This is a genomic window from Sorangium sp. So ce296, from assembly GCF_051529605.1.
Taxonomy (GTDB): Bacteria; Myxococcota_A; Polyangia; order Polyangiales; family Polyangiaceae; genus Sorangium; species Sorangium cellulosum_D.
This window is the reverse complement of sequence record NZ_CP150325.1, coordinates 3,885,146-3,911,442: the sequence shown is the minus strand read 5'-3', so window position 1 is coordinate 3,911,442 and position 26,297 is coordinate 3,885,146. Positions and strand designations below refer to the sequence as shown.

General features: G+C 71.1%; 12 protein-coding genes. 7 read left to right on the top strand and 5 right to left on the bottom strand.

Going from position 1 to position 26,297, the window contains the following annotated elements; genetic code table 11:
• Window positions 1–53: 53 nt before the first annotated feature.
• A complete protein-coding gene (locus WME98_RS14625) occupies window positions 54–989 on the bottom strand; it encodes an FKBP-type peptidyl-prolyl cis-trans isomerase (RefSeq protein WP_437315575.1) in 936 nt (311 codons plus the stop codon).
• Window positions 990–1,148: 159 nt separating this feature from the next.
• Between WME98_RS14625 and ppdK the strand changes: the two genes are divergently transcribed.
• The 6 genes from ppdK (at window position 1,149) to WME98_RS14595 (ending at window position 10,789) form a co-directional block, all read left to right on the top strand.
• The gene (gene ppdK, locus WME98_RS14620; RefSeq protein ID WP_437951860.1) at window positions 1,149–3,944 is read left to right on the top strand and encodes a pyruvate, phosphate dikinase; all 2,796 of its coding nucleotides are present in this window, start codon (window positions 1,149–1,151) and stop codon (window positions 3,942–3,944) included.
• 197 nt (window positions 3,945–4,141) lie between these two features.
• The gene (locus tag WME98_RS14615; RefSeq protein ID WP_437951859.1) at window positions 4,142–5,677 is read left to right on the top strand and encodes a hypothetical protein; all 1,536 of its coding nucleotides are present in this window, start codon (window positions 4,142–4,144) and stop codon (window positions 5,675–5,677) included.
• Window positions 5,678–5,846: 169 nt separating this feature from the next.
• Entirely contained in the window at window positions 5,847–6,578 is a 732-nt protein-coding gene (locus WME98_RS14610) for a PspA/IM30 family protein (protein ID WP_061623882.1), read from the top strand.
• Between the two features lie 316 nt (window positions 6,579–6,894).
• The gene (locus WME98_RS14605; protein WP_437951858.1) at window positions 6,895–7,593 is read left to right on the top strand and encodes a hypothetical protein; all 699 of its coding nucleotides are present in this window, start codon (window positions 6,895–6,897) and stop codon (window positions 7,591–7,593) included.
• Window positions 7,594–7,951: 358 nt separating this feature from the next.
• Window positions 7,952–9,580: a DUF262 domain-containing protein gene (locus WME98_RS14600; RefSeq protein WP_437951857.1), complete on the top strand. Its 1,629-nt coding sequence runs from the start codon at window positions 7,952–7,954 to the stop codon at window positions 9,578–9,580.
• Between the two features lie 3 nt (window positions 9,581–9,583).
• Complete coding sequence (locus tag WME98_RS14595; RefSeq protein WP_437951856.1) at window positions 9,584–10,789, top strand: type II toxin-antitoxin system HipA family toxin; 1,206 nt, start codon at window positions 9,584–9,586, stop codon at window positions 10,787–10,789.
• 30 nt (window positions 10,790–10,819) lie between these two features.
• Here WME98_RS14595 and WME98_RS14590 read toward each other — a convergent pair whose 3' ends face one another.
• Complete coding sequence (locus WME98_RS14590) at window positions 10,820–11,467, bottom strand: hypothetical protein (protein WP_437951855.1); 648 nt, start codon at window positions 11,465–11,467, stop codon at window positions 10,820–10,822.
• A gap of 729 nt (window positions 11,468–12,196) precedes the next feature.
• On the opposite strand from WME98_RS14590, the gene WME98_RS14585 reads away from it, so the two are divergent.
• On the top strand, window positions 12,197–14,872 hold the full coding sequence (locus WME98_RS14585) for an SNF2-related protein (RefSeq protein WP_437951854.1): 2,676 nt from the start codon (window positions 12,197–12,199) through the stop codon (window positions 14,870–14,872).
• A gap of 205 nt (window positions 14,873–15,077) precedes the next feature.
• Here the strand turns inward: WME98_RS14585 and WME98_RS14580 are convergent, their stop codons facing one another.
• The 3 genes from WME98_RS14580 to WME98_RS14570 all read right to left on the bottom strand — a co-directional run bounded on the left by WME98_RS14580 (window position 15,078) and on the right by WME98_RS14570 (window position 26,260).
• The gene (locus tag WME98_RS14580; protein WP_437951853.1) at window positions 15,078–17,099 is read right to left on the bottom strand and encodes an ATP-binding protein; all 2,022 of its coding nucleotides are present in this window, start codon (window positions 17,097–17,099) and stop codon (window positions 15,078–15,080) included.
• Window positions 17,096–23,371 carry an AAA family ATPase gene (locus tag WME98_RS14575; RefSeq protein WP_437951852.1) on the bottom strand — a complete coding sequence of 2,092 codons (6,276 nt, stop codon included), beginning with the start codon at window positions 23,369–23,371 and terminating at the stop codon, window positions 17,096–17,098. The genes WME98_RS14580 and WME98_RS14575 overlap by 4 nt, the downstream gene beginning before the upstream one ends.
• A gap of 468 nt (window positions 23,372–23,839) precedes the next feature.
• Window positions 23,840–26,260 (bottom strand): hypothetical protein, encoded by a 2,421-nt coding sequence (locus WME98_RS14570; protein ID WP_437951851.1) that lies wholly within the window; start codon window positions 26,258–26,260, stop codon window positions 23,840–23,842.
• Window positions 26,261–26,297: the final 37 nt, after the last annotated feature.

The window sequence follows — 26,297 nt, the reverse complement described above, 5'->3', positions numbered from 1 at the left end:
CAGCTCTCCATGTAGCCAGGCGCTCGGCCGGATGTAAAGCGCCGGCCGACGGCTCAGCGAAAGTCGAGGAGCTCGATGTCGAACACGAGCATGCCGGCGGGCGCGCCGGGGCGCGTCGGCTTTTCGCCGTACGCGAGCTCGGCCGGGATCCAGAAGCGCGCCTTCTCGCCTTTCACCATCAGCTGTACGCCCTCGGTCCACCCCTTGATCACGCCGCCCAGCGGGAAGGTGATCGGCTCGTCGCGGACGATGGAGCTGTCAAACATCTTCCCGTCCGTGGTCCACCCCGTGTAGTGCACGGTGACGCGGCTCGTCGGCTTGGGGTGCTCGGTGCCCGTGCCCTTCTGGAGGACCTCGTAGGCGAGCCCGGAGGGGGTCTTCTTCGCGGCCTTGGGCGGCGCCTTCACGTCCTTCGGCACGGGCGGGGGCTTCGGCGCGGGCGCGAAGTCGAGCAGCTCGACGTCGAACACGAGCATTCCGGCCGGGGCGCCCGGCTGCATCGGCCGGTCGCCGTAGGCGAGGTTGCCCGGGATCCAGAGGCGGCGCTTCTCGCCCTTGCTCATGAGCTGGAGCGCCTCCGTCCACCCTTTGATCACGCCGCCCACACCGAAGCTCGCCGGCTCGCCGCGGAGGACGGAGCTGTCGAACATCTTTCCGTCGGTGGTCCACCCCGTGTAGTGGACCTTCACCTTGTCGTCGGGGCCGGGATGCTCCTTGTCCTTGCCCGGCGTCAGCACCTTGAACGCGAGGCCCGAGGCCGTCTTCTGCGCGTCCGCGGGCGGCGCGGCGACGTCCGGGGGCGCGGGCAGTCCGGCGGGCTCTGGCGGAGTCGGCTCTGCGGTGGGCTCGGCCGCGTGCGTGGGCGGCGCGGCCGGCTTGGCAGACGCGGCCGCTGGGGCGTCGGCGGTCGCCTGCGGGGCCGGCTTCTGATCGCAGGCGGCGAGGGGGACGGCAAGCATCGCAACAAGGACGAGGTATCCGCGCTTCATGCGCCGCTTCATAGCTCGTCCGCCGTCGAGAGCCGGTATTTTTGTGAGGTGCGCGGCGCGATTCCGTCGGTTGCGGACCCGGCGCCGCCGCCGGCCGTCCGCGCGCGGCGTTCGAGGGATCTCGACCCGACTGCGCGGACGATCTAGCGTGCCCCGGCCATGGGGAGATCGATATACTTCTTCGGCGGGGGGCAGGCGGACGGGGACGCACAACAGAAGGAGCTGCTCGGCGGCAAGGGCGCGGGGCTCGCCGAGATGACGCGCCTCGGCATCCCGGTGCCGCCGGGCTTCACGGTCACCACCGAGGTCTGCAACGCGTACTATGCCGCGGGCAAAGCGCTCCCCGCCGGCGTCGAGGACGAGATCAGGGCGGCGATCGGCCGGCTGGAGTCGCTGCTCGACGCGCGGTTCGGGAGCCCCGAGGCGCCGCTGCTCGTGTCCGTCCGCTCGGGCGCGCGCGCGTCGATGCCGGGAATGATGGATACCATCCTGAACCTCGGCCTGAACGACGAGATCGCCCGGGGGCTCGCGGAGCGCACGGGCAGCGAGCGATTCGCGCTGGACGCCTATCGGCGTTTCATCCTGACGTATGCCGATATCGTGCTCGGCGTGCCCCGCGACCGCTTCGAGGAGGCGCTCGGCCGCGCGCGCGAGCAGGCCGCGGCGCGGCTCGGCGTCGACGCGACGCGCCTGAACGCCGCCGAGCTCGAGCGCAAGGTGCCTGATTCGCTGCTCGATCCGGAGTCGCTCGCCGCGCTGATCCAGCGGCAGAAGGACATCGTCCTCGGGGCCACGGGGCGGCCGTTCCCCGACGACCCGTACGCGCAGCTCTGGGGCGCGATCCGCGCCGTATTCGACAGCTGGAAGAACCACCGGGCCCAGGTGTACCGGAAGATGCACGACATCCCGGAGGCGTGGGGGACGGCCTGCAATGTCCAGGCGATGGTGTTCGGCAACCTGGGCGACGATTCCGGGACGGGCGTCGCGTTCACGCGCGATCCGTCGACCGGCGAGCGGCGCTTTTATGGCGAATGGCTCCCCAACGCGCAGGGCGAGGACGTCGTGGCGGGGGTGCGCACGCCGCACCCGCTGTCGAAGTCCGGTACGGGCGGCGTGTCCGGTGCGGGCGGCGTGTCCGGTGCGGGCGGCGTCGACGACGCGTGCTCGCTCGAGGCGCAGATGCCCGACGTGTACGCGGAGCTCGTCGAGGTGCAGGCCACGCTCGAGCGGCACTTCCGCGACATGCAGGACCTGGAGTTCACGATCCAGCAGAAGAAGCTCTTTCTGCTCCAGTGCCGCACCGGCAAGCGCACGGGCCGGGCGGCCGTGCGCATCGCGGTCGAGATGGCCAAAGAGGGCCTGATCAGCCAGCGCGAGGCGATCCTGCGGGTGGAGCCGGGCTCGATCGATCAGCTGCTCCACCCGAGCATCGACCCGAGCGCGCCGAAGAAGCTGCTCGCGCGCGGCCTGCCGGCGAGCCCGGGGGCGGCGACGGGGCAGGTGGTGTTCAGCGCGGACGAGGCGGAGCGGCGCGCCGGCCAGGGCAAGGCGGTGATCCTGGTGCGGTCCGAGACGTCGCCGGAGGACATCCACGGCATGAAGGCGGCGCGCGGCATCCTGACGGCCCGCGGCGGCATGACGAGCCACGCGGCCGTGGTGGCGCGGGGGATGGGCAAGAGCTGCGTCGCCGGCTGCTCGGCGATCAGCGTGAGCCAGGGCCAGATGGCGGTGACGCTCTACGACGATCACGGGCACCCGACCGACACGATCACGGTGAAGGCGGGCGACCTGATCACGCTCGACGGCGGCACCGGCACGGTCTACCTCGGGGCGGTGCCGACCGTGCCGGCGGCGCTGAGCGGCGAGTTCGAGGAGCTCATGGTCTGGGCCGACGCGGTCCGGCGCCTGCGCGTGCGGTCGAACGCCGACACGCCCCACGACGCGAGGACGGCGCGCAACTTCGGCGCCGAGGGCATCGGGCTCTGCCGCACCGAGCACATGTTCTTCGACGAGGAGCGGATCCAGGCGATGCGCGAGATGATCCTCGCGGACGGCGAGGCGGGGCGGCGGCGCGCCCTCGCGAAGCTCTTGCCGTTCCAGCGCGGCGATTTCGTGGGCGTCTTCCGCGAGATGGCCGGCTTGCCCGTGACGATTCGCCTGCTCGATCCGCCGCTGCACGAGTTCTTGCCGCAGGACGAGGCGCAGCTCCACCAGCTCTCGAAGGCGATGGGCGTCCCCGCGCAGGACCTCTCGCGCAAGAACGAGGAGCTCGCCGAGTACAACCCGATGCTCGGCCACCGCGGCTGCCGGCTGGCGATCACGTCGCCGGAGATCTACGAGATGCAGGCGCGCGCCATCGTCGAGGCGGCGTGCGAGGTCGCGGCGGCGGGCATCGAGGTCGAGCCCGAGATCATGATCCCGCTCAGCATGACCCGGCGCGAGCTCGCCATCACGCGCGCGCTCGTCGAGGCGGTCGCCGAGAAGGTGTTCGCCGAGAAGGGGCGGAGGGTCGACGTCCGGTTCGGGACGATGATCGAGCTCCCGCGCGCCGCGCTCGTGGCCGGCGAGCTCGCGGAGGAGGCGGAGTTCTTCAGCTTCGGCACGAACGATCTCACGCAGACGGCGCTCGGCATCTCGCGCGACGACGCGGGCCGGTTCCTCGGCGCGTACGTCGAGGCCGGCATCTTCGCGAAAGATCCGTTCCAGTCGCTGGACGCGGCCGGCGTCGGGGAGCTCGTGGAGATCGGGCGGGATCGGGGGCGCGCGGCGCGGCCCGGGCTGAAGCTCGGCGTCTGCGGCGAGCACGGCGGCGATCCGAGCTCGATCGCGTTCTTCGAGCGGGCCGGGCTCGATTACGTGTCCTGCTCTCCCTTCCGCGTCCCCGTGGCCCGCCTCGCGGCCGCGCAGGCGGCGCTCGCGGCCGAGTCCTCGAGGGGTCCGCGCGCGACGGATTGACCATCTCCGCCCCGGGACATACGCTGGCTGGTCGGCGCGACATCCGTTCTCACGAGCGTGCTTTGCGCGCGCGCGAGCGAGCTTTGGTGTCGCGCCGAGTCTGCTAAGACAGGAGCCTCGCCGTTCATCGCCGGTGTCTGGCTTGGCGCGTCTGCCTGCCCAAGCTGCTCCACCGCGCGCTGGCGACTGGAGGTCTCATGCGTCATCTCGGCGTCTCCTCTGCGCTCCTCGCTGTTCTGGGGGCCGCGACCTCGGGTGCGTTCGTCGCGGTCGGCTGTCATGCCTCGGGCCCGCGCCGCGATCCCGGCGCGGGCGGCGCGGCCGCCGGCGCGGGCGGCGGCGGCGGCGACGGCGGCGCGGCCGGGAGCGGCGGCGGCGGCGCCCCTTCGGAGCCCGGCTTCGGCGGGGCGGTCTCCCCCGGCGAGGACGCCGGGGTCGTCGACGGGGCCGTGAACCCGTGCGGCACGGAGTGCGGGCCGGAGGAGCTCTGCGACGTCGGCCACCTCGGCCTCGACGACGACTGCGACGGTCAGGTCGACGAGACGTGCTCCTGCGTCGCGGGGCAGGCGCACGCGTGCTTCATGGGCGATCCGTCGTATCGCGCGGTGGAGGGGTGCTTCTCGGGCACCGAGCTGTGCAACGAGGTCGGCGTGTGGGGGCCGTGCCTCGGCGGCCGTCACGCGACCGAGAGCTGCTTCAGCGAGAGCCCGGCGGGCTGCCACGCGCTGCAGGCGCCGCCGTTCGCCGACGTGAACCTGAAGGAGGGGACAGGCACGTTCAGCGCGGACGCCGAGCCCGGATCGGAGACGTGGACCGTGGTTTGCCCGGCGGGCATCGAGCCGTGTCCGGCCGTGTCCGGGGTCGACCCGGCGGATGATTACAAACCGCTCCAGTCGGGGGAGTACAAGGTCGTTTACACGAAGCGGCTCGCGGACGGCACGACCGGCTCCTGCGAGTATGCCCTTTACGTCGGCGCGCCCGGCCTGCGGGTCGAGCTCGAGTGGGAGCACGACCTCGGCGGCGACGGGGTGGATCTCGATCTGCACCTGCACCAGCCGAACGACACGCAGCCGTGGCGGGTCGGCGGATCGGCGAGCGACTGCGGGTACAACAACTGCACGGTGGAGGCGCTGGACTCGAGCCCGGAGATCCGCTGGTTCAGCGACACCGCGTCGCCGCCGGAGCCGGTGAGCTGGTTCCTCGACCCGGTGGAGGCCAAGAACACCTGTTATTACGCGCCGCGCGGGGCCGGGGAGGCGTGGCGCGCCCTCGGCCAGGGGTGCCACAACCCGCGGCTCGACATCGACAACATCACGTGCGATCCCGACGTGACGGACCCGAACAGCGACGATTTCTGCGCGCCCGAGAACATCAACGTCGATTTCCCGCCGTTCGGGCAGTGGATGCGGATCGGCGTCCATTATTATTCGAGCCACGGCCGGCGTTATGCGGTCCACCCGCGGGTGAAGATCTTCTGCAACGGCGCCCTCGGGGCGGATCTCGGGCCGACGGGGTTCCACGACCCGGAGGCGCCGGTCACGTTCTCGTCGGGCGACGGGAGCACCCGGTACTGGCTGGTCGCGGACGTCGCGTTCATCGACGGCGGCGAGTGCGGGGAGGACACGTGCGTGGTGAGGCCGCTGTACGAGGACGAGACGGTGAAGACCCCGCTGCTGACGACGCGCTCGTTCGTGGAGACGAGCGTCGGTCCGGGCTATCCGCCGCCGCCCTGAGGGCCGGTCCCCTGGCGCGTCGCGGCGGGCGCGCGGCGAGGGGTCGGCGGGCGCGCCGCGAGGGGCGGGAGGCGCGCGCCGAGGGGGCGCCGGCGGCGCGCCGAGGGGGCGCCCGCGGCGCGGCGCGCGGGCGCTTTACAGGGGCGGCGGGGCGGTGCACGCTACCGGCATGGGCATCTTCGACCGGATGGGAAAGGTCATCTCGAGCAACGTCAACGCGCTCCTCGACAAGGCGGAAGATCCGAAAAAGTCGCTGGATCTCATCGTCGAGGAGATGAAGGACCAGGTCCGCGCGGCGCGGAAGGAGCTGGTCGACGCGGTAGCGGCGGAGAAGGTGCTGCGCAAGAAGGTCGACGAGCTCGACGCCGAGGCGGACAAGTGGGAGAAGCGCGCCGAGCTCGCGCTGAAGGCGAACGACGAGAAGCTCGCGCGCGAGGCGCTCGTGCAGAAGAAGCGGGTCGTGGGCGAGCGCGACCGGGCCGAGGCGATGCGCGCGGAGCAGCGCTCGGCGGTCCTGTCGATGAAGACCGAGCTCGAGCGCATGGAGGCGAAGCAGGAGGAGTTCCAGGCGCGGAAGGGCACGCTCGCGGCGCAGATCCAGCAGCACCGCGCCGGCGGCGGGGCCGAGGGGCTCGGGTCGCGGGGTGGCCAGAGCGCGTTCTCGGAGTTCCGGCGCATGGAGGAGCAGGTCGAGGGGCAGGTGGCGCAGGTCGCGGCGTCGCGCGAGGTCGAGGAGGCGATCTCCGGTGGCGGGCTGTCGGCGGCCGAGCTGGAGGCGAAGTTCGCCCAGCTCGAGCACGGCCGCGGCAGCGCGGGCGGCGCCGACGCGGACAGGCCCGGCGGGTCGGCGGTCGATGATGAGCTCGCCGCGCTGAAGAAGAGGATCCGGATCGGCTCCTGAGGGACCGGCGGGGGAGAGCGGCGCGGGGGAAGGGGCAGGCGGCGTTCGTCCTCGCGGGCTGCACGCCGCGGGGCGGGCGCTGCTCGAGCGCCATTCTGCGAACCGCGATTGCCAATCTTGGGGGGGGGACGGCCGCGTCTCGGACCGGCGCGGGCTGCGTGCGCACGTCAGGGGAGGGCGGCGGTTGCGTGCGCGCGCCGGGCCCGTCTGGGTCGATTCCTTTGGCGTGCATGTGGCTCATGGTACGCTTTGTCGCACCACAGAGAGAGCTGAGGTGCGAATGAAATGGACATCGATTGTCTTTCTTGGATGCTTGTTGATCGCTTGCGGGGACGATGATCCCAACCCCGGCACCGGCGGCGCGGGCGGCAATGCGGAGGGCGGCGGGGGCGCGGGGTCGGGCGGCAATGCTGAAGGCGGCGGGGGCGCCGGGTCGGGCGGCAATGCGGAGGGCGGCGGCGGCGCGGGGTCGGGCGGCAATGCTGAAGGCGGCGGCGGCGCGGGGTCGGGCGGCAATGCGGAGGGCGGCGGCGGCGCGGGCTCCGGGGGCAATGCGGAGGGCGGCGGCGGCGCGGGGTCGGGCGGCAATGCCGAAGGTGGCGGGGGCGCGGGGTCAGGCGGCAATGCGGAGGGCGGCGGGGGCTCGGACGGCGGACTCGCTACGACAGAGCTCGCTATCGCTGCCGACGAGGACGGCACGGCCGGTTGCGCGACGTTCGTGGATGGGGTCTGGGACGTCGACGAAACCGAGTTCTTCGGGGGCGAGCCCACGAACTACGATTGCGCCCTGGTGCCCGTGATGGTCGATGGGGATGCCTACTGGATCTCGTCGCGCGACTTCGCGGGGACCATCGACGCCTACGATCTGAACTACAGCTTCCTGAGCGCCGCCGCGCGGATCGAAGAGACGAGCTCCTCGTTCATCCTCCTCGACACGGCGTTCGAGAAGATCTTCTCAGGGAGCCTGAACGTGACGTCGCTCACGGACGATAGCGTCACCCTGTCGATCGAGTAGCTGGACGGCGCGAACTCTGGCCAGCAAGCGATGAACCTGCGCCCCGCGAGGGGCGCGTCAGCCGGGCTACCGGGCGCATCGCGCCACCGCGTTGGCGCGGGTGGACGGCGATGCTGCCCTCTGGCCGGCGGCGCGCCTGGGCAGGCGCTCCCCGGAGGGAGCATGCCGTCCTGCACGGCCGCGCCCGGATCACGATCCTCGTGAGCGCGAAAGGTCATCCCGAAAATACCGATTGGCGTGACCCGTGCGACCGGTGCAGACGTGCGGGATGCGCCGCGGAAGGGGTGGCTAGAACACGGCTGTGCGCGTCCGCTTGCTGACTGACACGCGAGACGGAGCGGAATATACTCGGTGCGGCATGGCCACGCCCCGCTCCGCCGAGTTACCGCCGCAGCTCGATCGTCGTCCCGAGGCGAGAGCTTTTCAGATCGACGAGCTTCTTCCCAGGGTACAGGAGGGGAAGATCCGTGTCCCCCCTTTCCAGCGTGCGCTCAGGTGGGAAGACTCGGACCGGATTGACTTCTTCGACAGCATTTACCGTGGCTATCCGATCGGAACGCTGCTCTTCTGGCAGCGCCAGGCGCCCGCAGGGCGGCTCTCCCTGGGCAAGCTGAACATCGACGCGCCTGCGCGCTCCGATGCTCTGTGGGTCGTCGACGGGCAACAGCGTATTACGACGCTCGCCGAGACCTTGCTCGGGCGCCTGGCATCCGACGAGCGTGCCATGCATTTCGATCTGAAAGAGATGAAGTTCATCTACGCGAAGGCACGGCAAGAAGCCAGCGAGAGCGGGCTCCCCAGGCTGCCGATGGCTGTCGTGCTGGACTCCAACCAGCTTCTCGAATGGCTGTTCGCTCATCCCAAGCTCGGCCCGGCGCAGCGCGCTCTCGCCCTCGATGTCGGAAAGCGCATCCGAGAATATCAGATGCCCTGTTACATCGTCGAGACGAGCGACGAGCAAGTGCTCAGGACCATCTTTCACCGCATCAACCGCTCGGGTCGCCCGCTCGACGACCATGAGGTGTTCAATGCGCTCTTTGGATCATTGAGCCAGAATCAGCCTTCGGATCTGCGCCACGTTGCACAAAGAGCGTCCGAAATGGGGTTCGGTCCGCTGGCGGATGGCGATGTGCTCAGCGCGCTGCTTGCTGTGAAAGGGCTGCCGCTCGATCGTGACTTCACGGACGCGCTGCATCGCGATGAGGTGCCTGCCGCGCTCCGGGCCACCGAAGCCGCCCTGCGGGAGACGATCGTCTTCCTCAGGCGGGATGCCGGTTTCGCGCACGTCGAGCTGCTGCCCTACACCTTGCCCATCGTGGTCCTGTCCAAGTTCTTCCACGAGTTTCCGACGCCGCGGGATCGCAGCCGCCTGCTGCTGCGCCGCTGGTTGTGGCGCGGAGCGCTCGGCGCTCGCCTGACCGGAGCGACCGTGGGGATGAGGCAGCATCTCGCCTGTATTCGGAAGGACGATGAGGAGGGATCGGTCCAGCGGCTGCTGGCGCTCGCAGGTACCGCACCGGCAGAGGACATCCATCACCTCGACAGCTTTCACTTCGCCAGGGCGCGGAGCAAGCTGCAGTGCTGCGCGCTCGCGTCGCTCGGCCCGCGGGACCTGATGAGCGGGGAATTGCTCGACGTGACGGCGCTCTTCTCCGCTCCAGGGGAAGAGAAGGTGCCCACCGTGCTTCGAGGCAAGCTCGCCGAGGACGAACGCGCTTCCGGCCTGGCGAACCGCATCTTGCACCCACGGCTACCGACGCGAGACATGATCAAGGCCATCACCACGACGAGCGATGAGCCGACGCTCGCTTCGCATGCGATCTCGAGCGAGGCGCGTGCGGCTTTGCGCGCTGGCAACGCGGCACGGTTCCTCGCGCTCCGCGAGGTGGTCCTGTGGCAGACGGTCCATCGCTACTTCCAGCGCCAGGGCGAGTGGAACGCTGACGACAGCCCATCCCTCTCCTCCATGATCGTGAGCGAGGACTGAGCCATGATGTTGCGCGTTCTGCTCCGTGACGCCTCGGTCGGCATGATCGAACGGCACCAGGATGGGCGGGTCGTCTTCCGCTTCGACGAGGCTTACCTGGCGCTCCCCGACCGCCCCGTGCTCGGCCGCTGGTTCGAGGATCATCTGGCCCCGCCTCTGGAGTACACCGGGCAGAGCGGCCGACTGCCTCCGTTCTTCCAGAATTACCTGCCGGAAGAGGACAGCGCGCTTCGCACGCTGCTGGCACGCAAGGCGGGCGTACGGGAAAACCAGGAGCTACCCCTCCTGGCCGTGCTCGGCGGTGACCTCCCCGGAGCCATCGTCGTTCGCGCCGAAGATCCGGTAGCCGGTGGCGACGAGCTCGACGAGCCGGCGCCATCATCCCCGGCCGACGACGAGGCTCTACGGTTTTCTCTGGCCGGCATGCAGCTCAAGTTCTCGGTGCTTCAACAGGAAACGCGCTTCACGCTCCCGGTCGCTGGCCAGGGCGGGCGCTGGATCGTCAAGCTGCCGGACAGGCGTTACCCCAGGGTTCCAGAGAACGAGTACTCCATGCTGGCATGGGCACGCGAAGCCGGTATCTCCGTGCCGGATTTCAATCTCGTGCAGGTCTCGGATATCCAAGGGTTGCCCGACGAGCTCCGCTTCGACGAGACCCTGGCGCTCGCAATCCGTCGCTTCGACCGGGACGAAGAAGGAGCCCGCATCCATCAGGAAGACTTCGCCCAGGTCCTCAACGTGCGGCCTCGGGACAAGTACAAGGGTCACAACTACGCGACGATCGCCAACATCGTGCGCACCGTGTCGGGCGAGGCCGATTACGAGGAACTGGTGCGCCGCCTCGTCTTCGTCGTGCTGAGCGGAAACGCGGATGCGCACCTGAAGAACTGGTCGCTCGTGTACCCCGACGGCCGCCGCGCGCGGCTCTCGCCTGCCTACGATCTGGTCTCCACGATCGCCTATGGCCCGGGTCTGGACCAGCGCCTCGCCTTGCGGCTCTCCGGCGAGAAGGAATTCTCCCGGGTCACCCGAGCTCACTTCGAAAGGCTGGCGGAGAGGATCAAGGCGTCGCCCGAGCTCACGAGCGACATCGTGTCCGATACGGCATTGCGTGTGCGCGACGCCTGGTCCCGGCTGCGCGGATCGCTGCCCATCGCCCCCGGCGCGCGAGAGGCGCTGGAGCAGCACCTGAACACGAGCCAGCTTTGACGGCGTGCGGGCGCAGCCGCGCCGGGCGCCTCAGCGAGGCGCCTTGACGGGCTCGCGGGACTCGACGTGGAGCTTGCGAGTTGCGGCGGAGCTGCTCTTGTGGGTGCGCGCGGTGGCGGAGATGCGGTAGGTCTTCCCGGCCTGCATCTCGGAAGAGAAGGAGACACCCGGGCCGGCGCAGAAGCCGCCGTCGAAGAAGGGCGTCCAGATGCCGAGCGACTCCTTGGTGGTCTTGTAGACCCAGCTCGGGCCGACCTTCTCGAAGAGATCCGCGGCGAGGTAGGTGCTCTCGCACTTGGCGATGCGGTCGGGGTCGGCGAGGGTGGGCAGGCCGTCGGCCCATTCGACGGTGGTGCGACCCGGGGAGACGGAGCCGCTCGGATTCTGGGCGTAGAGCGAGGAGTAGCTCTGCACGTCGAGGACGACGCCCTTGTAGCAGCTCGCGGTGCTGTAGCTCTGGGGCGAGGTGTAGTTGATGCCGCCGACGAAGGTCGCGGTGGCGGCGGCGCCGGCGCACTCGATGCCGCTGGCCTGCTCGGCCTCGGCGACGTCCTCTTCCACCACGTCATCGACGAGCGCGTCCTCGTCGGTGGCGTCGACCGCGCAACCCGCGAGCGCGATAGCGACGACGCCGAAGCAGACGAAACCGAGCCCGTTGACGATGCGATAGGTGTTCATGACGATCTCCTGACTCCTGCGGCGGACCGCACGGGGCCGGTCGGACCGAAGGTGCTCGGTCCGCGGCCATAGCGCGGCGCGCCGCGAATGCGTTGCTGTTGGTTCGGCGGCGTCTCTCGCGCGCCGGACGCCGACCTATAGAGCAACGGATATACCAGTGCGTGGGGATGGGGGATCGGCCGGAGCGGGGCCTGTCCGGCGAGCCGGGCGAGGCGCGTTTTCGCGCGGTGAAAAACAGATAAGTCTTCGAAATTACGCGTGTTTTGATCCTCGTCGCCGACCTGTGCCGGGCGGGGCGCTGCGGCACGTCCCCCGGAGGCTGCGCCCTCTACCTGGAGGCGGCAGCCATCACGGCCCCGGAGGGCGCCTGCCTCGCCCCGGGTTCGACCTGCTCCGGGCTCCCTCTCCACCATGAGGAGCGCAGCTCGAGCGGCCGCCGCCTGCGCGGCTCGCTCGCCGGCGCTCTGACGAGCCCCGGCGAGCCGGTCGGCCCCTCGCTGCGTTCCGGTTCGCACGCCCCCCGCGCCAAGCGAGCCCGTGTTCGAATGATGTGAGAAATTGCTGATTGAAAACGCAATGCGTCTTCCGCCCCTCTCCACCGTTGCGACGGCCGGGAGGCTGCGGCAAAGGTGCGCCGTGCGCCCTGCATCGCTCGAACCGATCCGCTGGAACACCCCGCAATGTCATGATTATGAGGACCCCGATGCCGTTCGCCGGTACGAGCGCGAGGTGCGTGTCCATCGCGCGCATACCGAGCCGTTCGGCGTCGCGCCGCTCAGCGATCGCGTCGACGGCGACTACGCCGTGGCGAGCGGGACCGGGGGCCGGTACGTGGTCGATCTCGTGGACAGCAGCGAGCGATACGACACCTGCTCTTGCCCTGATTTCCTGAGCAATCGGCTCGGCACCTGCAAGCACCTCGAGGCGGTGCGCCGCGCGGTCGCGGAGCGTCCGGCGTGGCGCCGCGCGTTCGCCCGGCTCGACGCGCCGACGCGGCCGACCCTCACGGTCGACGCGCAGGACGGCCTGCGCCTGGTCGCGGTGGGGGCGTGGCCCGAGGCGCTCCGCGCGGAGCGCGCGCGCCTGGTGCAGGCGGGCGGGCTGCTCAAGGCCTTGTCGGCGAGGGCTGCCGGGGAGCAGGCGGCCGCGCCGCGGGTCGTCCACGCGGCCTTGCCGGCGGCGGAGCGGCTCGCGGCGGCGATCTGGCACAAGCGCCGCCGGAGCGCGCTCGATGCGCGAGGGGGCCGCGCGCAGGCCGCGATCGATGAGCTCGGGCTGCCGCTCTTCCCGTACCAGCGCGAGGGGGTGCTCCACCTCTTCCGCAACGGGCGGGCGCTGCTCGCCGACGACATGGGCCTCGGCAAGACCCTCCAGGCCATCGCGGCGTGCGAGCTGCTGCGGCGCCGCGGCGAGGCCCGGCGGATCCTCATCGTCACGGCGGCGTCGCTCAAGCACCAGTGGGCGCAGGAGATCGCTCGGTGGACGGGCGAGCGCGCCGCGGTGCTCGGCGGCTCCCCGGCCCAGCGCTCGGGCGCGCTCGCGGCGGAGGCGGCGTACACGGTGCTGAGCTACGAGCTCACCTGGCGCGAGCTCTCGCGGCTCCAGGCGCTCGCGGCGGACGCGCTCGTGCTCGACGAGGCCCAGCGCGCGAAGAACTTCCGCACGAAGACGGCCGCGACGCTCCGGGCGCTCCCGTCGCGGTTCCTGTTCGTCCTCACGGGGACGCCCGTCGAGAACCGCCTCGACGACTTGTACGCGCTGCTCCAGCTCGTCGATCCTGCGCTCCTCGGGCCGCTCTGGCGGTTCAACGCCGACTTCCACCGCCAGGACGAGCGCGGCAGGATCGTGGGCTACAAGAACCTCGGCGAGCTGCGGCGGCGCGTCGCGCCGGTCGCGCTCCGGCGCGAGCGGGCCGAGGTGCTGCTCGACCTGCCGCCGCTCCTCGAGCAGACGCGGTACACGCCGCTCACCCGGGAGCAGCGCGAGCTCGACGCGGACTACCGCGCGCAGGCGGCCCGCCTGGTCGCGATCGCGGAGCGCCGGACGCTGCGCAAGGAAGAGCTGGACCGGCTCATGATGCTGCTCATGAAGGCGCGGCAGGCGTGCAACGCGCTCGAGCTGTGCGATCCGAGGCGCCAGAAGAGGGCGTCGCCGAAGCTCGACGAGCTGGAGGCGCTGATCGCCGAGATCACGGCGCAGCCTCGGAGCAAGGTGATCGTGTTCTCCGAGTGGGTGGGGATGCTGGCGCTGGCGCGGGAGCGGCTCGAGCGGCTCCGCGTGGGCCACGTGGCGCTCCACGGCGACGTGCCGACGGAGCGCCGCCCGGCGCTGCTCGATCGATTCCGCGAGGATCCGGCGGTGCGGGTGCTCCTGAGCACGGACGCCGGCGGCGTGGGGCTGAACCTGCAGGCGGCGAGCTATGTGGTGCACCTGGACCTGCCGTGGAACCCGGCGCGGCTCGACCAGCGCACGGCGCGCGCGCACCGCATGGGTCAGGCGCGCGGCGTGAGCGTGACCTACCTCTGCGCCGAGGAGGGCATCGAGCGGGGGATCGAGGGCATTCTGTCCGAGAAGCGCAAGGTGCTGAGCGCGTCGCTCCGCGCCGATGCCGCGGTGGAGGAGCTGGCGGCGCCGAGCTTCGCGGTGGTGCTGCGCGAGATGCGGCAGGTGCTGGCGGCGGCGGAGGGGGCCGGGGCGAGCGAGGGGAGCGCGGAGGTGCCTGAGAGCGCGGAGGTGCCGGGGAGCGCCGCCGCCCTGCCCGCGAAGGGCGAGGGCGACGGGGGAGAGGCCGCGCCGGGGGCGGTCGCGGCATGGCCGGGGGGGGAGGCCGCGCCGGGGGCGGTCGCGGCATGGCCGGGGGGAGAGGCCGCGCCGGCGAACGACGCCGCGGTGATGGGCGCCGGTGCGGAGACCGCCGCGACGGAGGTCGCCGTTGCGGGCGACGAAGCAGGCGGCGGACAGGCGCGCACGCCTCCGGTGCGCCCCCGCCCCGGGGCGGAGACCGCGCGCAAGGCGGCGGAGCGGCTGCGGCTCGCGCGGGTGGTGCTGGACGCCGGCTTCGCGGCGGACGCCGCCCGCGCGGCCTACGAGGCGCTCGCCGGGACGATCGCGGGCATGCTGCAGGGGCCGGCGCCCGAGTCGCACGCGGCGCTCATCGCGGGCGTGTATCGCGATCTCGTGCCGGGCGGCGGGCTGCCCGTCGAGGCGCACGCCGCGCTCGCGCGGCTCCACGACCTCGGCACCCTCGCGCGCGCGGGCGTGCCGCTCGACGCGGCCCTCGCAAGGTCCGCCGTGGACGAGGCGGCGACCTGGATCGGCCGGCTGGAGGGCGAGGGCGCCGCCCGACCCGGCGGCTCGGTCGCCCACCGGGCCGCGGAAGAGAGCCTCCTGCCGGCGGAGCGCTGACGTGCTGACGTGGAGGAGCGCCGTCGCCCGCGAGACCGGCCTTGGATCCGCGTGTCAGAAATCCCGCGGATCATCCCACGATCTCCGGGCCGACGTGGCCTATGCGCTCGATCGAAAGGGCGCGCTGGCACACAGGATCGGACCGCATCGGCGCTGACCGAGGACCGGTCCCAGCGTGCCCGCGCGAGCGATCGCGCTCGCCCGGCTATGTATAGCGGCTCTCTGCGCTCTCAGTCGAGAGCGGCAGCTCGACGCAGAAGGTCGAGCCCCGGCCGACCTCGCTCGATAGGAAGATTCGCCCGCCGTGCGCCTCGACGATGGTGCGCGTGATGTAGAGGCCGAGCCCGAGCCCCCCGTAATGCCGCGATGAGACGCCGCGACGAAATCGCTCGAAGAGATGCGCTTGCACCTCAGCCGGGATCCCGATTCCATGGTCCGTCACCGAGAGCCGTGCGACCCGATCTTCCCCGGTGATGGCGATCTCGATCGGCGAGCGTTCCCCGAACTTGATTGCATTGGTGAGGAGGTTGGTCACGACCTGCTCCAGGCGGTACGGGTCCCACCAGCCGATGACCGGCTGCTCCGCGCGCATGGCGAGCGTGCTGCCCGACTGCGCGAGCTGGTCGGCGAGGTGGGAGACGATCTCGGTGACCAGCTCGCGCAGATCGACGGGCCCCCTGTTCAGATCGAGCCTCCCCGCCTGGATCCGGGAGACGTCGAGGAGCATGTCGGTGAGGGTCGCGAGGCGCTTGATCTGGCGGCCGGAGAGGGCGACCGCGGATCGCACGCGCTCGACGTCCATGCCCCGCGAGAGCCTTTGTCCCAGGGATTGAATGGAGAGCTGCAGGCTGGTGAGCGGGGTACGGAGCTCGTGCGAGGCGACGAGGAGGAACTCGTCCCGCAGACGGGTGGCCTCCTCCGCCGCCGCGCGCGTGCGCCGCTCCTCGAGCAGGAGCCGATCGCGCTGCTGTTCGGCGTGCACGCGCGCGGTGATATCGCGGAAGCTCCAGACCCGCCCTACCACGCGCCCACCGAGGCGCTGTGGCTGCGAATAACGCTCGAAGACCCGCCCGTCCAGGAGCGCGAACGTGTCGACGGCGCTCACCTCGGGCTCGGCACAGAGGTCATGGACGCTCTTCACGAAGAGCTCGGGCTCGCGGACCTGGCCGCAGGCGAACGCGAGGCACACGTCGGCCGATCCGTCGGCGAGGACGTCGTCGGGGACGCGCCACATCTGCGCGAGCCTGTGATTATGGCGCACGACGCGCCTCGCGCCGTCGACGACCAGGATGCCGTCCGCCGTCGATTCGAGCGTAGCTTCGAGGAGCGAGTAGGAATGGCGCAGCACGTCCTCGGCGTGCTTGCGGCTGGTGATCTCGGTCGAGATACCGCAGACGCCCTCAGGCCCCCCGGCGGGGCCGCGGAGTGGGAACTTGAGAGAGATGTACGTGCGCACGCCGTCGCTCTGGGTGGCCGGCTCGTCGAGCTCGATGGCCCGGTTCTGCGCCAGGACGAGCAAATCGTTGGCGCGATACTCATCGGCCTGCTCGCGTCGGAAGATGTCGTGGTCGGTCTTGCCGATGACCTGCTCGCGGCGCATCTGGAAGAGCTCTTCGAACCCGCGGTTGACGAGCATGTAGCGGCCCTCGATGTCCTTCGCGAAGATGACGGCGGTCGTGTTGTCGACGATGGCCTGAAGCAGATGCTGGCTCTCGCGGAGAGCGGCGTTCGATCTGGTCAGATCGGCCGTGCGATCTCGCACCCGTTGCTCCAGCTCTTGATGGATGCGCCGCAGCTCCGCGTTCTTTTCTTCGAGCTCCTTTTGCGCCTCGCGCAGGCTCAGGTGCGTCGTGACCCGCGCGATCACCTCTCCGACATCGAACGGCTTGGTGATGTAATCGACGCCCCCCGCCGTGAACCCCACGAGCTTGTCAGCCGCATCCGTAAGACAGGTCATGAAGATCACCGGGATGTCTCGGGTGCTCTCAACCGCCTTCAGGCGCCGGCACGTCTCGAAACCGTTGATGACCGGCATCAGCACGTCCAGCAGGATCAGGTCGGGTCTCATGAGGCTGGCCCGTTCCAGGGCCTCTTCACCATCCTGGGCGATGAGTATCTGATGACCGATGCGTTCCAGATGATCCACCAGCACGCCGAGGTTGGCTGGCGTATCATCCACGATCAGGATCGTGCCGGTGCGATCGCTGGGCGCTGTGGCTCTGCTCATGGTCGCTGGCCGCCCCCGATGCGCCGCCCCTTCGGCTCCAGCCTCGCGTTCGGCTCGAATCCGTGCAGGTGCTTCTCGACCAGGCTGCGGATCGCCCTGGACTCATAGCCCTGCGCCAGGCGATGCAGGCGGTCGGCGAAGGGGCGGTAGCGCTCGTCAAGGGTGGTCAGGCAGGCCGCATGTTGGTGGATGTCGCGCATGTTGCCCTTCAGGGCCAGGGCATGCAGGACTTCCATCTGCTCGCGGGGCGGCACCACGAGCTCCGCGGTCTCCCCGTCCACGGCCTGCTTCTCGGCTGGTCTGCTATAGATCCAGGTGAGCCCGAGCTGGGCTCCGATGATCCGCAGCAGCCTCTCCTGGTCGATCGGCTTGGTGAGGAAGGCGTCGGCGCCGGCGGCGACGCTCTCGGCGTGGTCCTCCTCGTTGGCGCTCGCGGAGACGACGATGGACGGCAGCCGCGCGAGCCCCCGAGCCTGGCGATTGCGACGAATGCAATGGATGGCCTCCAGGCCGCCCATCACCGGCATGACCATATCCATCACCGCCAGATCCGGCGACGCCTCCATCTCCAGATCGACGGCCTCCTGGCCATTGGCCGCCTCGCAGACCTCGAAGCCCAGGCCGCTCATCAGGTCCGAGAGCACCGCCCGATTGCCCACCACATCGTCGGCGACCAGCACCTTCCGGCGCGGCCCCTCGTAGCCGACCGCGACCCGCTCGGAAGGCCGGAGGGGCGCTGCGATCTCGGTCACCGGCAGCGCCACCTCGAACCAGAACCGGCTGCCTTCATCGGGCCGGCTCTCCACGTGGATCTCGCTGCCCATGAGGTGCACCAGCTGGCGGCTTATCATCAGCCCGAGGCCGGTACCCGCGCGGCGCCGCACATCGCCTACCCGCCCGAAAGGCTGGAAGAGCTTGGCCAGCTGCTCCGGCGTCATTCCGACGCCGGTATCCTCCACCTCGAAGCGCAGGCGCGCCCCGGTCTCGTCCTGGGCGAGCACCTGCACCCCGAAGCGCACCCGCCCCCGATCGGTGTATTTCACCGCATTGCCGAGGAGGTTGAGCAGCACCTGGCGCAGACGCTTCTCGTCGGCCAGCACCGCCCGAGGCAGGTGGGGCGTGACCTCGTAGACGAAGTAGAGGCTCTTCTGCTCCGCCCTGACGCGGATGATGTCGGCGACGACCGTCAGGAAGGCCGAGAGGTGGATCGGCTCGGGGTAGAGCTCGATCTTGCCCGCCTCGATCTTGGCCAGGTCGAGGAGGTCGTTGATGAGGGTCAAGAGGTGCTGGCCGCTCTGCTGGATGGTATCCAGCCCCGTCGCCTGGCGGTCGTCGAGCCCCGGGGAGCGCTTGAGGATCTGGGCGTAGCCGAGGATGGCGTTGAGCGGCGTGCGCAGCTCGTGGCTCATGTTCGTCAGGAACTCGGTCTTCGCTCGGCTCTCGGCTTCGGCCGTCTTGCGGGCCTGGCGCTCCGCCTCGGCCTGCTTGCGCTCGGTGATGTCGGTGGAGATGCCGCAGACGGCATAGGGCTGCCCCGCCGCGTTGCACAGGGGATACTTGAGTGAGAGATAGGTGTGCATCCCATCGTCCTGGGGCGCCTCTTCCTCGGCCTGCAGCGCCGTTCCGGTGGCCAGCACCTCTTGGTCGGCGGCGCGGAAGGCATCGGCCCGCTCCCTGGGGAAGACATCGTAGTCGGTCCGGCCGACGATCGCTTGCTCACTGACGTGGAACAGCTCGGCGCAGCGCCGGTTGATCATCAGGTAGCGCCCGTCGAGATCCTTGAGGTAGATGCTCGCTGTCGAGTTGTCGACGATCGACTGCAGCAGCTCTTTGCTGTCACGCACGGCCTGCTCCGCGCGCCGGCGTTCGCTGTTCTCCTGGAGCAGGTCGGCGTAGAGCGTGGCATTGGCGATCGAGATGGCGGCCTGGGCCGACAGCAGCTCCAGCACCGAGAGCCGCTCCGGGGTGAACGCGCCGGCGATGAGGTCGTTTTCCAGGTAGAGCAGCCCTACGAGCTCCGCTTGCCGCAGGATGGGCAGGCAGAGGGCGGATTTGGGGTACCGGTAGAGGTCGTCGCTGGCGACGATGGGATTCCGTGCCGTCCCGTCGTCCAGGATCACCTTCTCCCGGCTGCGCCGGACGTAGTTGAGGAGGGACGCCGGCAGGTTCGAAGGGGAGGCTTCGGGCTCGTGGGGAATACGCACCTCGATCCGGGGCCCCTCCACCCTCGCCTCGGCAGCCAAGCGCAGGGCCTCGGCGCGGGCGAGGAGCAGGCAGCCCCGCCTCGCGCCGGCGTTCTTCACCAGGATGCGCATGAGCGCGTCGAGCAGGCGGTCGAGGACGATCTCGCCCGAGATGGCCTGGGAGGCGTTGAGCACCGAGCCGAGGTCGAGCGCGGCGCTGGCGGGCGCGGCGGCCTCCGGGCACCTCGCGCCGCGGAGGATCTCGCTGGGGACGAGGTCGGGGTACGCGCGCTCGAGGCGCCGCATCGCCTCCGTCGCGCCCCATCGGCCGTAGGCCCTGTGCGCCTCGGCGAGGTAGGCGCGGGCGATGGTGGTCTTGCCGAGCGCGCGGAAGAAGAGGCCGGCGAGCTCGTTGGCGAGCGCCTCGTCGTGGAGGTAGCCGCCGCGCTGCGCGAGGGCGATCGCCTCGTCGTAGCGATCTCCCGCCGCGGCGCGCGCGTCACCGCGGGCGCGCGCGAGCTCGGCGCAGAGCAGGGCGCTGCGGTGCGCCAGGTTCTCCGGGAAGAGATCCGCCCAGCGCGAGAGTTTTTCAGCAAAAATCTCCGCGCGTTCGAGGAAGAGCGCGCGCTCGTCCGGGGAGACCACGTCCGCCGCCTGCGTGAATGCGACGCCGGCGTAGAAATGGAACGCGGGGATGGCCTGCCAAGGCACCAGGGTCAGGATCTCGATATTCAGCGAGAGCGCGATGCGCGCCGCTTCCTCGAACGCGCCCTGGAAGACGCCGAGGAGCATGACGTAGAACTGCGCGCAGGGAGGCGTGATCACATCGTCCATCCGGCGGGCCTCCTCGATCACCTCGTCGATGTCGATCCATGAGCCCTCGAGCTTGGCCGGGCGCGCGGTCTCGACCGAGAGCTGGTACGCGATCTGTCCGACCGCGCCGACCATCCAGGTGAGGGTGTTGCCCCCGTCGAGCTTGCATATCGGCTGGTAGCTCTGCGCCTCGGCGAGGAGGTCGGAGAGCGGCAGGCCTCGCAGGAGGCTGTTCGTGATGGCGTTGGCCGTGCTGTAGAACGCCCAGATGTACTGGCCCGTCTCGAGCCCGGCATGCATCCCCGCGAGCAGCGACTTCTGGCAGGCGGGGTAGCCCTCTCTCCAGTGCTGTACGAAGGCGCCCCACATGTCACAAAGCATCGCCTCGGACTTCTTGTCCGGGTGGCGCTCCGAAAGGTCGATGGCGGCGCGGCCGAAGCGGTAGCCGAGCTCGACGTCGCCGCGGCCGCAGAGGGACACCCCGAAGGACACGCAGGCGTAGATCGCGTGCTTGGACAGGCCGTGGCGCAGCGTGTTCTCGAGGATCTTCGCGACCGTGATGCAGAGGTTGTTGGGGCTCAAGAACCAGCAGGGAGAATAAAGCTCCTGGAGCACGTCCTGCATGGCGCGGATCTCCGGGTCCGCGAGCGGCGGCAGGTCTGGCAGCGCCTCGAGCGGGTTTTCCCGGACGAGAGCGATCGTCGCCCGGATTTGGGCATCGACCATGGCTTCGTCAGGGAACAGGGGCAGGTCGAGCCCGAACGGGCGCAGAGCCGCGAGCCCCTCCGCCAGCGCGGCGGGCAGGTCGTTCTTGAGCACGTGCACGCTCATCTTGAGCCGCTGCACCTCGGTGCGATCGAGCCGGTTCGCGGCCCGCTCCAGGCAATCGGAGAGGACCGCGAGGGCGTCGTCGTGCTGCCCGCAGAGCGAGAGCATGAGGCCCGTCTTCATCGCGTACTCGAGGCGGAGCGGGTACTGCGATGTCCAGGCGTCCTCCGGAAGGCGCAGGAGGCCGAGCTCGAGGTAGCGCAGGGCGGCGCCGAAGGCGGACGAGTCCTCGGCGCGGCGGGCGGCCTCGAGGCTCATGCGGGCGAGGGACAGGCGTTCCGCTGGGTCCGACACGAGGTCGCCTGCGCTGTTCAGGTGGCCGACGACGTCGAAGAGGCTCTGGCTCTGGGAGAGGTCCAGCTTGCCGGCGAGCAGCCGGCCGATACGGAGGTGGAAGGCGGGCCGGTCCGCCTCCGGGATCATCGCGTAGGCGCCCTCTTGGACCTTGTCATGGGCGAAGCGGTAGCCCTCGCGCCCGGCAAGCACGAGCCCCTCGCCGACGGCTGGATCGAGGCGGCCGTACGCCTCTTCCGGCGAGCACTTGCTCACCGTGGCGAGCACGTCGAGCTCGAACCGGCTGCCGATCGCCGCGGCGAGCTTGAGCGCCTCCACCGCCTCCGGCGGCAGGCGCGCGATGGTGCGCACCATGAGGTCGACGACGTTGTCGGTGTACGCGAGCGCGTCGATCCGGGCGAGGTCCCAGCGCCAGCCCGACCCGGCAGAGAACGTGAGCACGCCGTGGTCGTGCAGCGACCGGACGAACTCCTTGACGAAGAACGGGTTGCCGCCCGTCTTCTTCTGCACCGCGTCGGCGAGCGGCCCGCAGTCGTCGCGCTGGAGGCTGTCCGAGAGCATCTGGAGCAGGTGCGGGCGCGCGAGCGGGGCGAGGACGATGTCGCGCACGACGAGCCCTGTGTGCTTGAGCTCCTCGATGGCCCGGACGAGCGGGTGCCCGGGCGACACCTCGTTGTCGCGGTAGGCGCCGCAGAAGAAGAGCGCCTCGAGCGCGTCGTCGGCGACGAGCGTGCGGAGCAGCCCCAGGCTCGCGGGGTCGATCCACTGCAGATCGTCGAGGAACAGGACGAGCGGGTGCGCGCCGCGCGCGAACACCGAGACGAACAGCAAAAAGCACCGGTTCAGGCGGTTCTGCGCCTCGAGCGGGCCGAGCGCCGGCACGGGCGGCTGCGCGCCGACCACGTAAGAGAGCGAGGGGATGACGTCGCAGACGACCTGCGCGTTCGGCCCGAGCGCCTCGAGGATCGCGCTGCGCCAGCGCTCGATGCGCGCCTCGCTCTCGGTGAGGATCTGCCGCACTAGGCCGTCGAACGCCTGGATGACCGCGCTGTAGGGCGCGTCGCGGTTGTACTGGTCGTACTTGCCGCTCGTGAAATAGCCCTTCTGCCGCGCGAGGGGCTTCAAGATCTCCTGCACGAGCGAGGACTTGCCGATGCCCGAGTAGCCGGAGACGAGGACGCTCTCGCGGCTGCCTTCGAGCGCGCGCTCGAACGCGGCGGTCAGCGCCTCGATGTCCTGCTCGCGGCCGTAGAGCCTCTGGTGGATCCGGAACAGGTCCTGGCGATCGCGCTGGCCCGCGACGAAGGGCTCGATCGTCCCCGTGCCGCGCAGGGCCTCGCGGCAGCGATCGAGGTCGGCGAGCACGCCCTCGGCGCTCTGGTAGCGGTCCTCGGCGTTCTTCGCGAGCAGCTTGAGCGCGACGCCGGAGACGGCTTCGGGGATCGTCGGATCGGCGCGGGACGGCGGCGCGGGCGCGAGGGCGAGGTGCGCGTGGATGAGCTCCATCGGGTCCAGGGCCTCGAAGGGGCGCTGACTCGTGAGCATCTGGTAAAGGATGACGCCGAGCGCGTAGAGGTCCGTCCGGTAGTCGACGCCGCGGTTCATACGGCCTGTCTGCTCGGGGGAGACGTAGGGCAGCACGTCGGCGATCACCGCCGGCGCGTAGAGCCGCTCGTGCGCGCGGGTGATCTCGGCGTCGACGCCGAAGCTCGTGATCTTGACGGCGCCGCCCGCGCCGACGAGCACGTTGTGCGGGCGCAGATCGCGGTGGACGAGCCCCGCCGCGTGCACCGCGGCGAGGCCTTCGGCGAGCGCGGCGGCGAGATCGAGCGCCTCGCTGATCGGCATTGCGCGCGACGGGCGCGCGGCGAGGATCCGCGCGAGAGCGCGGCCCGGGAAGTCCTCGAGGACGACGATCAAGGCGCCGGCGATCTCCTCGACGCCGTGCGCCGCGACGAGGCGAGGCGAGGCGAGCTGCGCGATGCGCTCGTACTGGTGCTTGAAGCGCGCGACCTCGGCGCGAGCCGCCCTCTCCGCGCGCAGGACTTTCAGCAAGACAGGGACACCGTCTCCCTCGCGGCACGCGCGGATCAAGCTGAAATCAGCGTGCTCCTCGATTTTCTCGAGGAGCGCGTAGCCCCCTCTGACGATCATCGATCACCTAACCTCGCTCGCCTGCCCGTGAAAGGTCGCGCATGCGACAAATCATATCTCCGAGGGGGGAGGTCTGGCACCGAGCAGCGCCGCAAGGAGGTTGGCAACGCCCACGCTCGCCGGTCCGCCAACACCATGGCGAACCAGGTTCAGGTGCAGTCGCCGAACGGGGCGGCCCCTGCGGGAGAGCGAGTCCGTCGAATCGACCCAGGGCGGAGGAGGCAGCGCAACGTATGTTCGAGCTGCGATTAACGTATGTTCGAGTCGCGGTGTGATGTTCCGATGCGCAGTCCGCAGGACCAGGCCGACGAGCGGCGTCCCGAGGGCGAGCCGCCGGTCGACTTCCTGAATCGGGTCGTTCCGGGCATCGAGGGGGCCAGTCGGCGAGAGAGAGAGAGCAGGACGCCGTGGCGGCCGGGAACCCGCACCCGGGGCCGCCCCTGCGCGCTCGTCCCCCGCTCCTCCGCCCTACTTCGGGCTCGCCCTCCCGATCGCGATCACGTTCTGCTGCGCCGCCGGCTTGCCGCTCTCCTGCACGGCCGCGCCGACGCGCGGGTGCGCCCGGAGGAGCGTCACCGTCAGCGTGATGCCCCAGCCGTCGTTCGTCTTCAGCTCCGCCTGCCCATGGCTGTCCTCCACGGCTAGGATGAGCCGGCCGAGCGGCTCGAGCCCCGCCGGCGCGGCGCCAGGCGCGGTCAGCACGCGCTGGAGCGCCGACTCCGGCAGACCCAGGCCGAAGCCGACGTCCAGGATCGACAGCTGCACGCCCTGCGGCGCCTCGCGCACCGACACCACCGGGCCGTGCCCCGGGAGCCCGCGGCTCGCGACGTCGACGAGGAACGCCTCGAGCGCCTGCCCGAGCTCGCCCCGGTGCCCGAGCGCGTGCGTCGCGCCGCGGATCGGCTCGAGCCGCACCGCGCGGCCCGTCGCGCGGGCGGCGCTCGCGACCGCGTCGACCACGACGTCGACGAGCTGGAAGGCGCAGAGCGGATCCGTCGCGTCGCGCGCCGCGAGCGGCCGCACGTTCCCGGACACGGGCGCCGGCTGCTTCACCGGGATCAGCGCGGCGACGTAGCCCGCGATCCACGACGAGCCGTCGGACTCGCGGCGCAGCGGGCGCACCGAGATCACCGCGGGCTCGGGCGCGCTGACGCTGAGCTCGATGCCCTCGTCGCTCGCCATCACGCTGGACAGCGACACCTCCGCGCTGCCCGCCGACGTGGCGCCGAGGACGTCGCCCAGCGTGAGCGAGCCGGGCGGGAGCGCCGCGCTCGCGCTCTCCGCGGGCACCGTGACGTCGCGCGCGCGCAGCCACTTCGCGAACTCCGGCGCGAGGAAGCGGACGTCGCCGAAGGCGTCGGCGTACAGGAGCCCGACCGGCGCGCTCCGCAGCATCGACCCGAAGAGCTGGAGATCGTCGAGCGCGACGCGCGCGCCCTCGACGAGATCGTCCGCCGGCGCGTGGCCGGCCCGCCCCTCGCCCGCGCCGCCCTCCGCGATCGCGGTGCGCGCGAGGCGCTTCCTGCGCAGGAGGAGCGCGAGCTCGCGGCCGACGTGCTCGGCCCGCTCCGGCTCGCGCGAGTACGTCGACTCCGCGACCGGGCCGCAGAAGAAGGCGTAGCCCTCGATCTCGCCGAACGCGATGAGCGGGACCACGACCGCCGGCATGTCCTGCTTCGTCAGGAAGCGGCGCGCCAGGCGGATCGCCGGCACGCCCTGCTCGCTGCTGTACGGCGGGCGGCGCACGTCGTGGCGGCGCTCCGCGACGAGGCTCTCGCCGCCCTGCCGATCGTTCCAGAACTTGAGGTGCCAGCTGCCCGGCGGCAGCTCCGCGACGAGCACGAGATCCGCCGGGTGCGCCTGCTCCGCGAGCCGCGCCACGCGCGGCCAGAACTCCTCGTCCGGCAGCGTGTGGACCCCCTGCATGCGGAACAGCGCGGCGCGCTGGATGAGCTCCGCGGCGCGATCGACCGAGCGCTGGACGGCGAGCCCGCGCAGGATCATCACGCCCGCGAACGCGACCGCGAGGCCGAACAGGGTGCTCGGCAGCGGCAGGAGGCTCGCCTCGGCCCGCGCGGCGAGCGCGCCCTGGCCCGCGGCGAGCGCGAACACGGCGAGGAACAGCGCGGCCGTCGCGACCAGGCTGCCGTGGCGGCGGCGCGCGAGCCCCACGAGCCCGCCCGCCGCCAGCACGAACAGCGCCGGCACCCAGGCCGGGGCCGAGGCGCGCCGGCCGCCGTCGAGCAGGCCGCCGAGCACCGCGGCGACGCCCTTCGCCGGCGACAGCGCCGACGTCGCGACCGCCTGGGGCGGGACGCCCCCCGCGCCGACCGCGACGACCGCGACGCGGCCCTCGAGCGCGGCCACCGGGACCTGGCCGTCCGCGAGATCGCGGAGGCTGACCGCGGGGACGCTCTGCGGCGCCTTCTTGATCACCCAGGGCGCCGCGGAGACGCCGAGCGCGCCGAGCTCGGCGGCGCGCTCCTCGGCGCCCAGCGAGAAGAAGCCGACGACCTCGCCGGCGCTCAGGCGGAGGAGCGCCGGCGGCATCCGGACCACGGGCGCGGCCCCCGCGCCGCGGCCCGTGGCATCGCCGCCGCAGAACGCGTCCGCCGGGGGGATGAGCAGCGCGCCCCGCGCGCGCCCGCGCTCGAGCAGCCCGGGGAGCGAGCGCTCGCAGAGCCCGTCGCGCAGCGCCTCGGGCGAGGCCGTGACGAGCAGCACCTGCGCGGAGGGCGCGGCGTCGGCGAGCGCCGACGCGGTGAGGCCGCGCGCCACGTAGTCGAACCGCTCGAGCGGCGCCACGGCGGCGATCAGCGCGCCGGCGGCGATCGAGAGCACATCGGGCCTGAGCCACGCGGAGCGCGCCGCCTCCGCCTGCGAGGTCATCGGACGCGGGATGCGAAAGGGCTTGGGGATCCGCGGA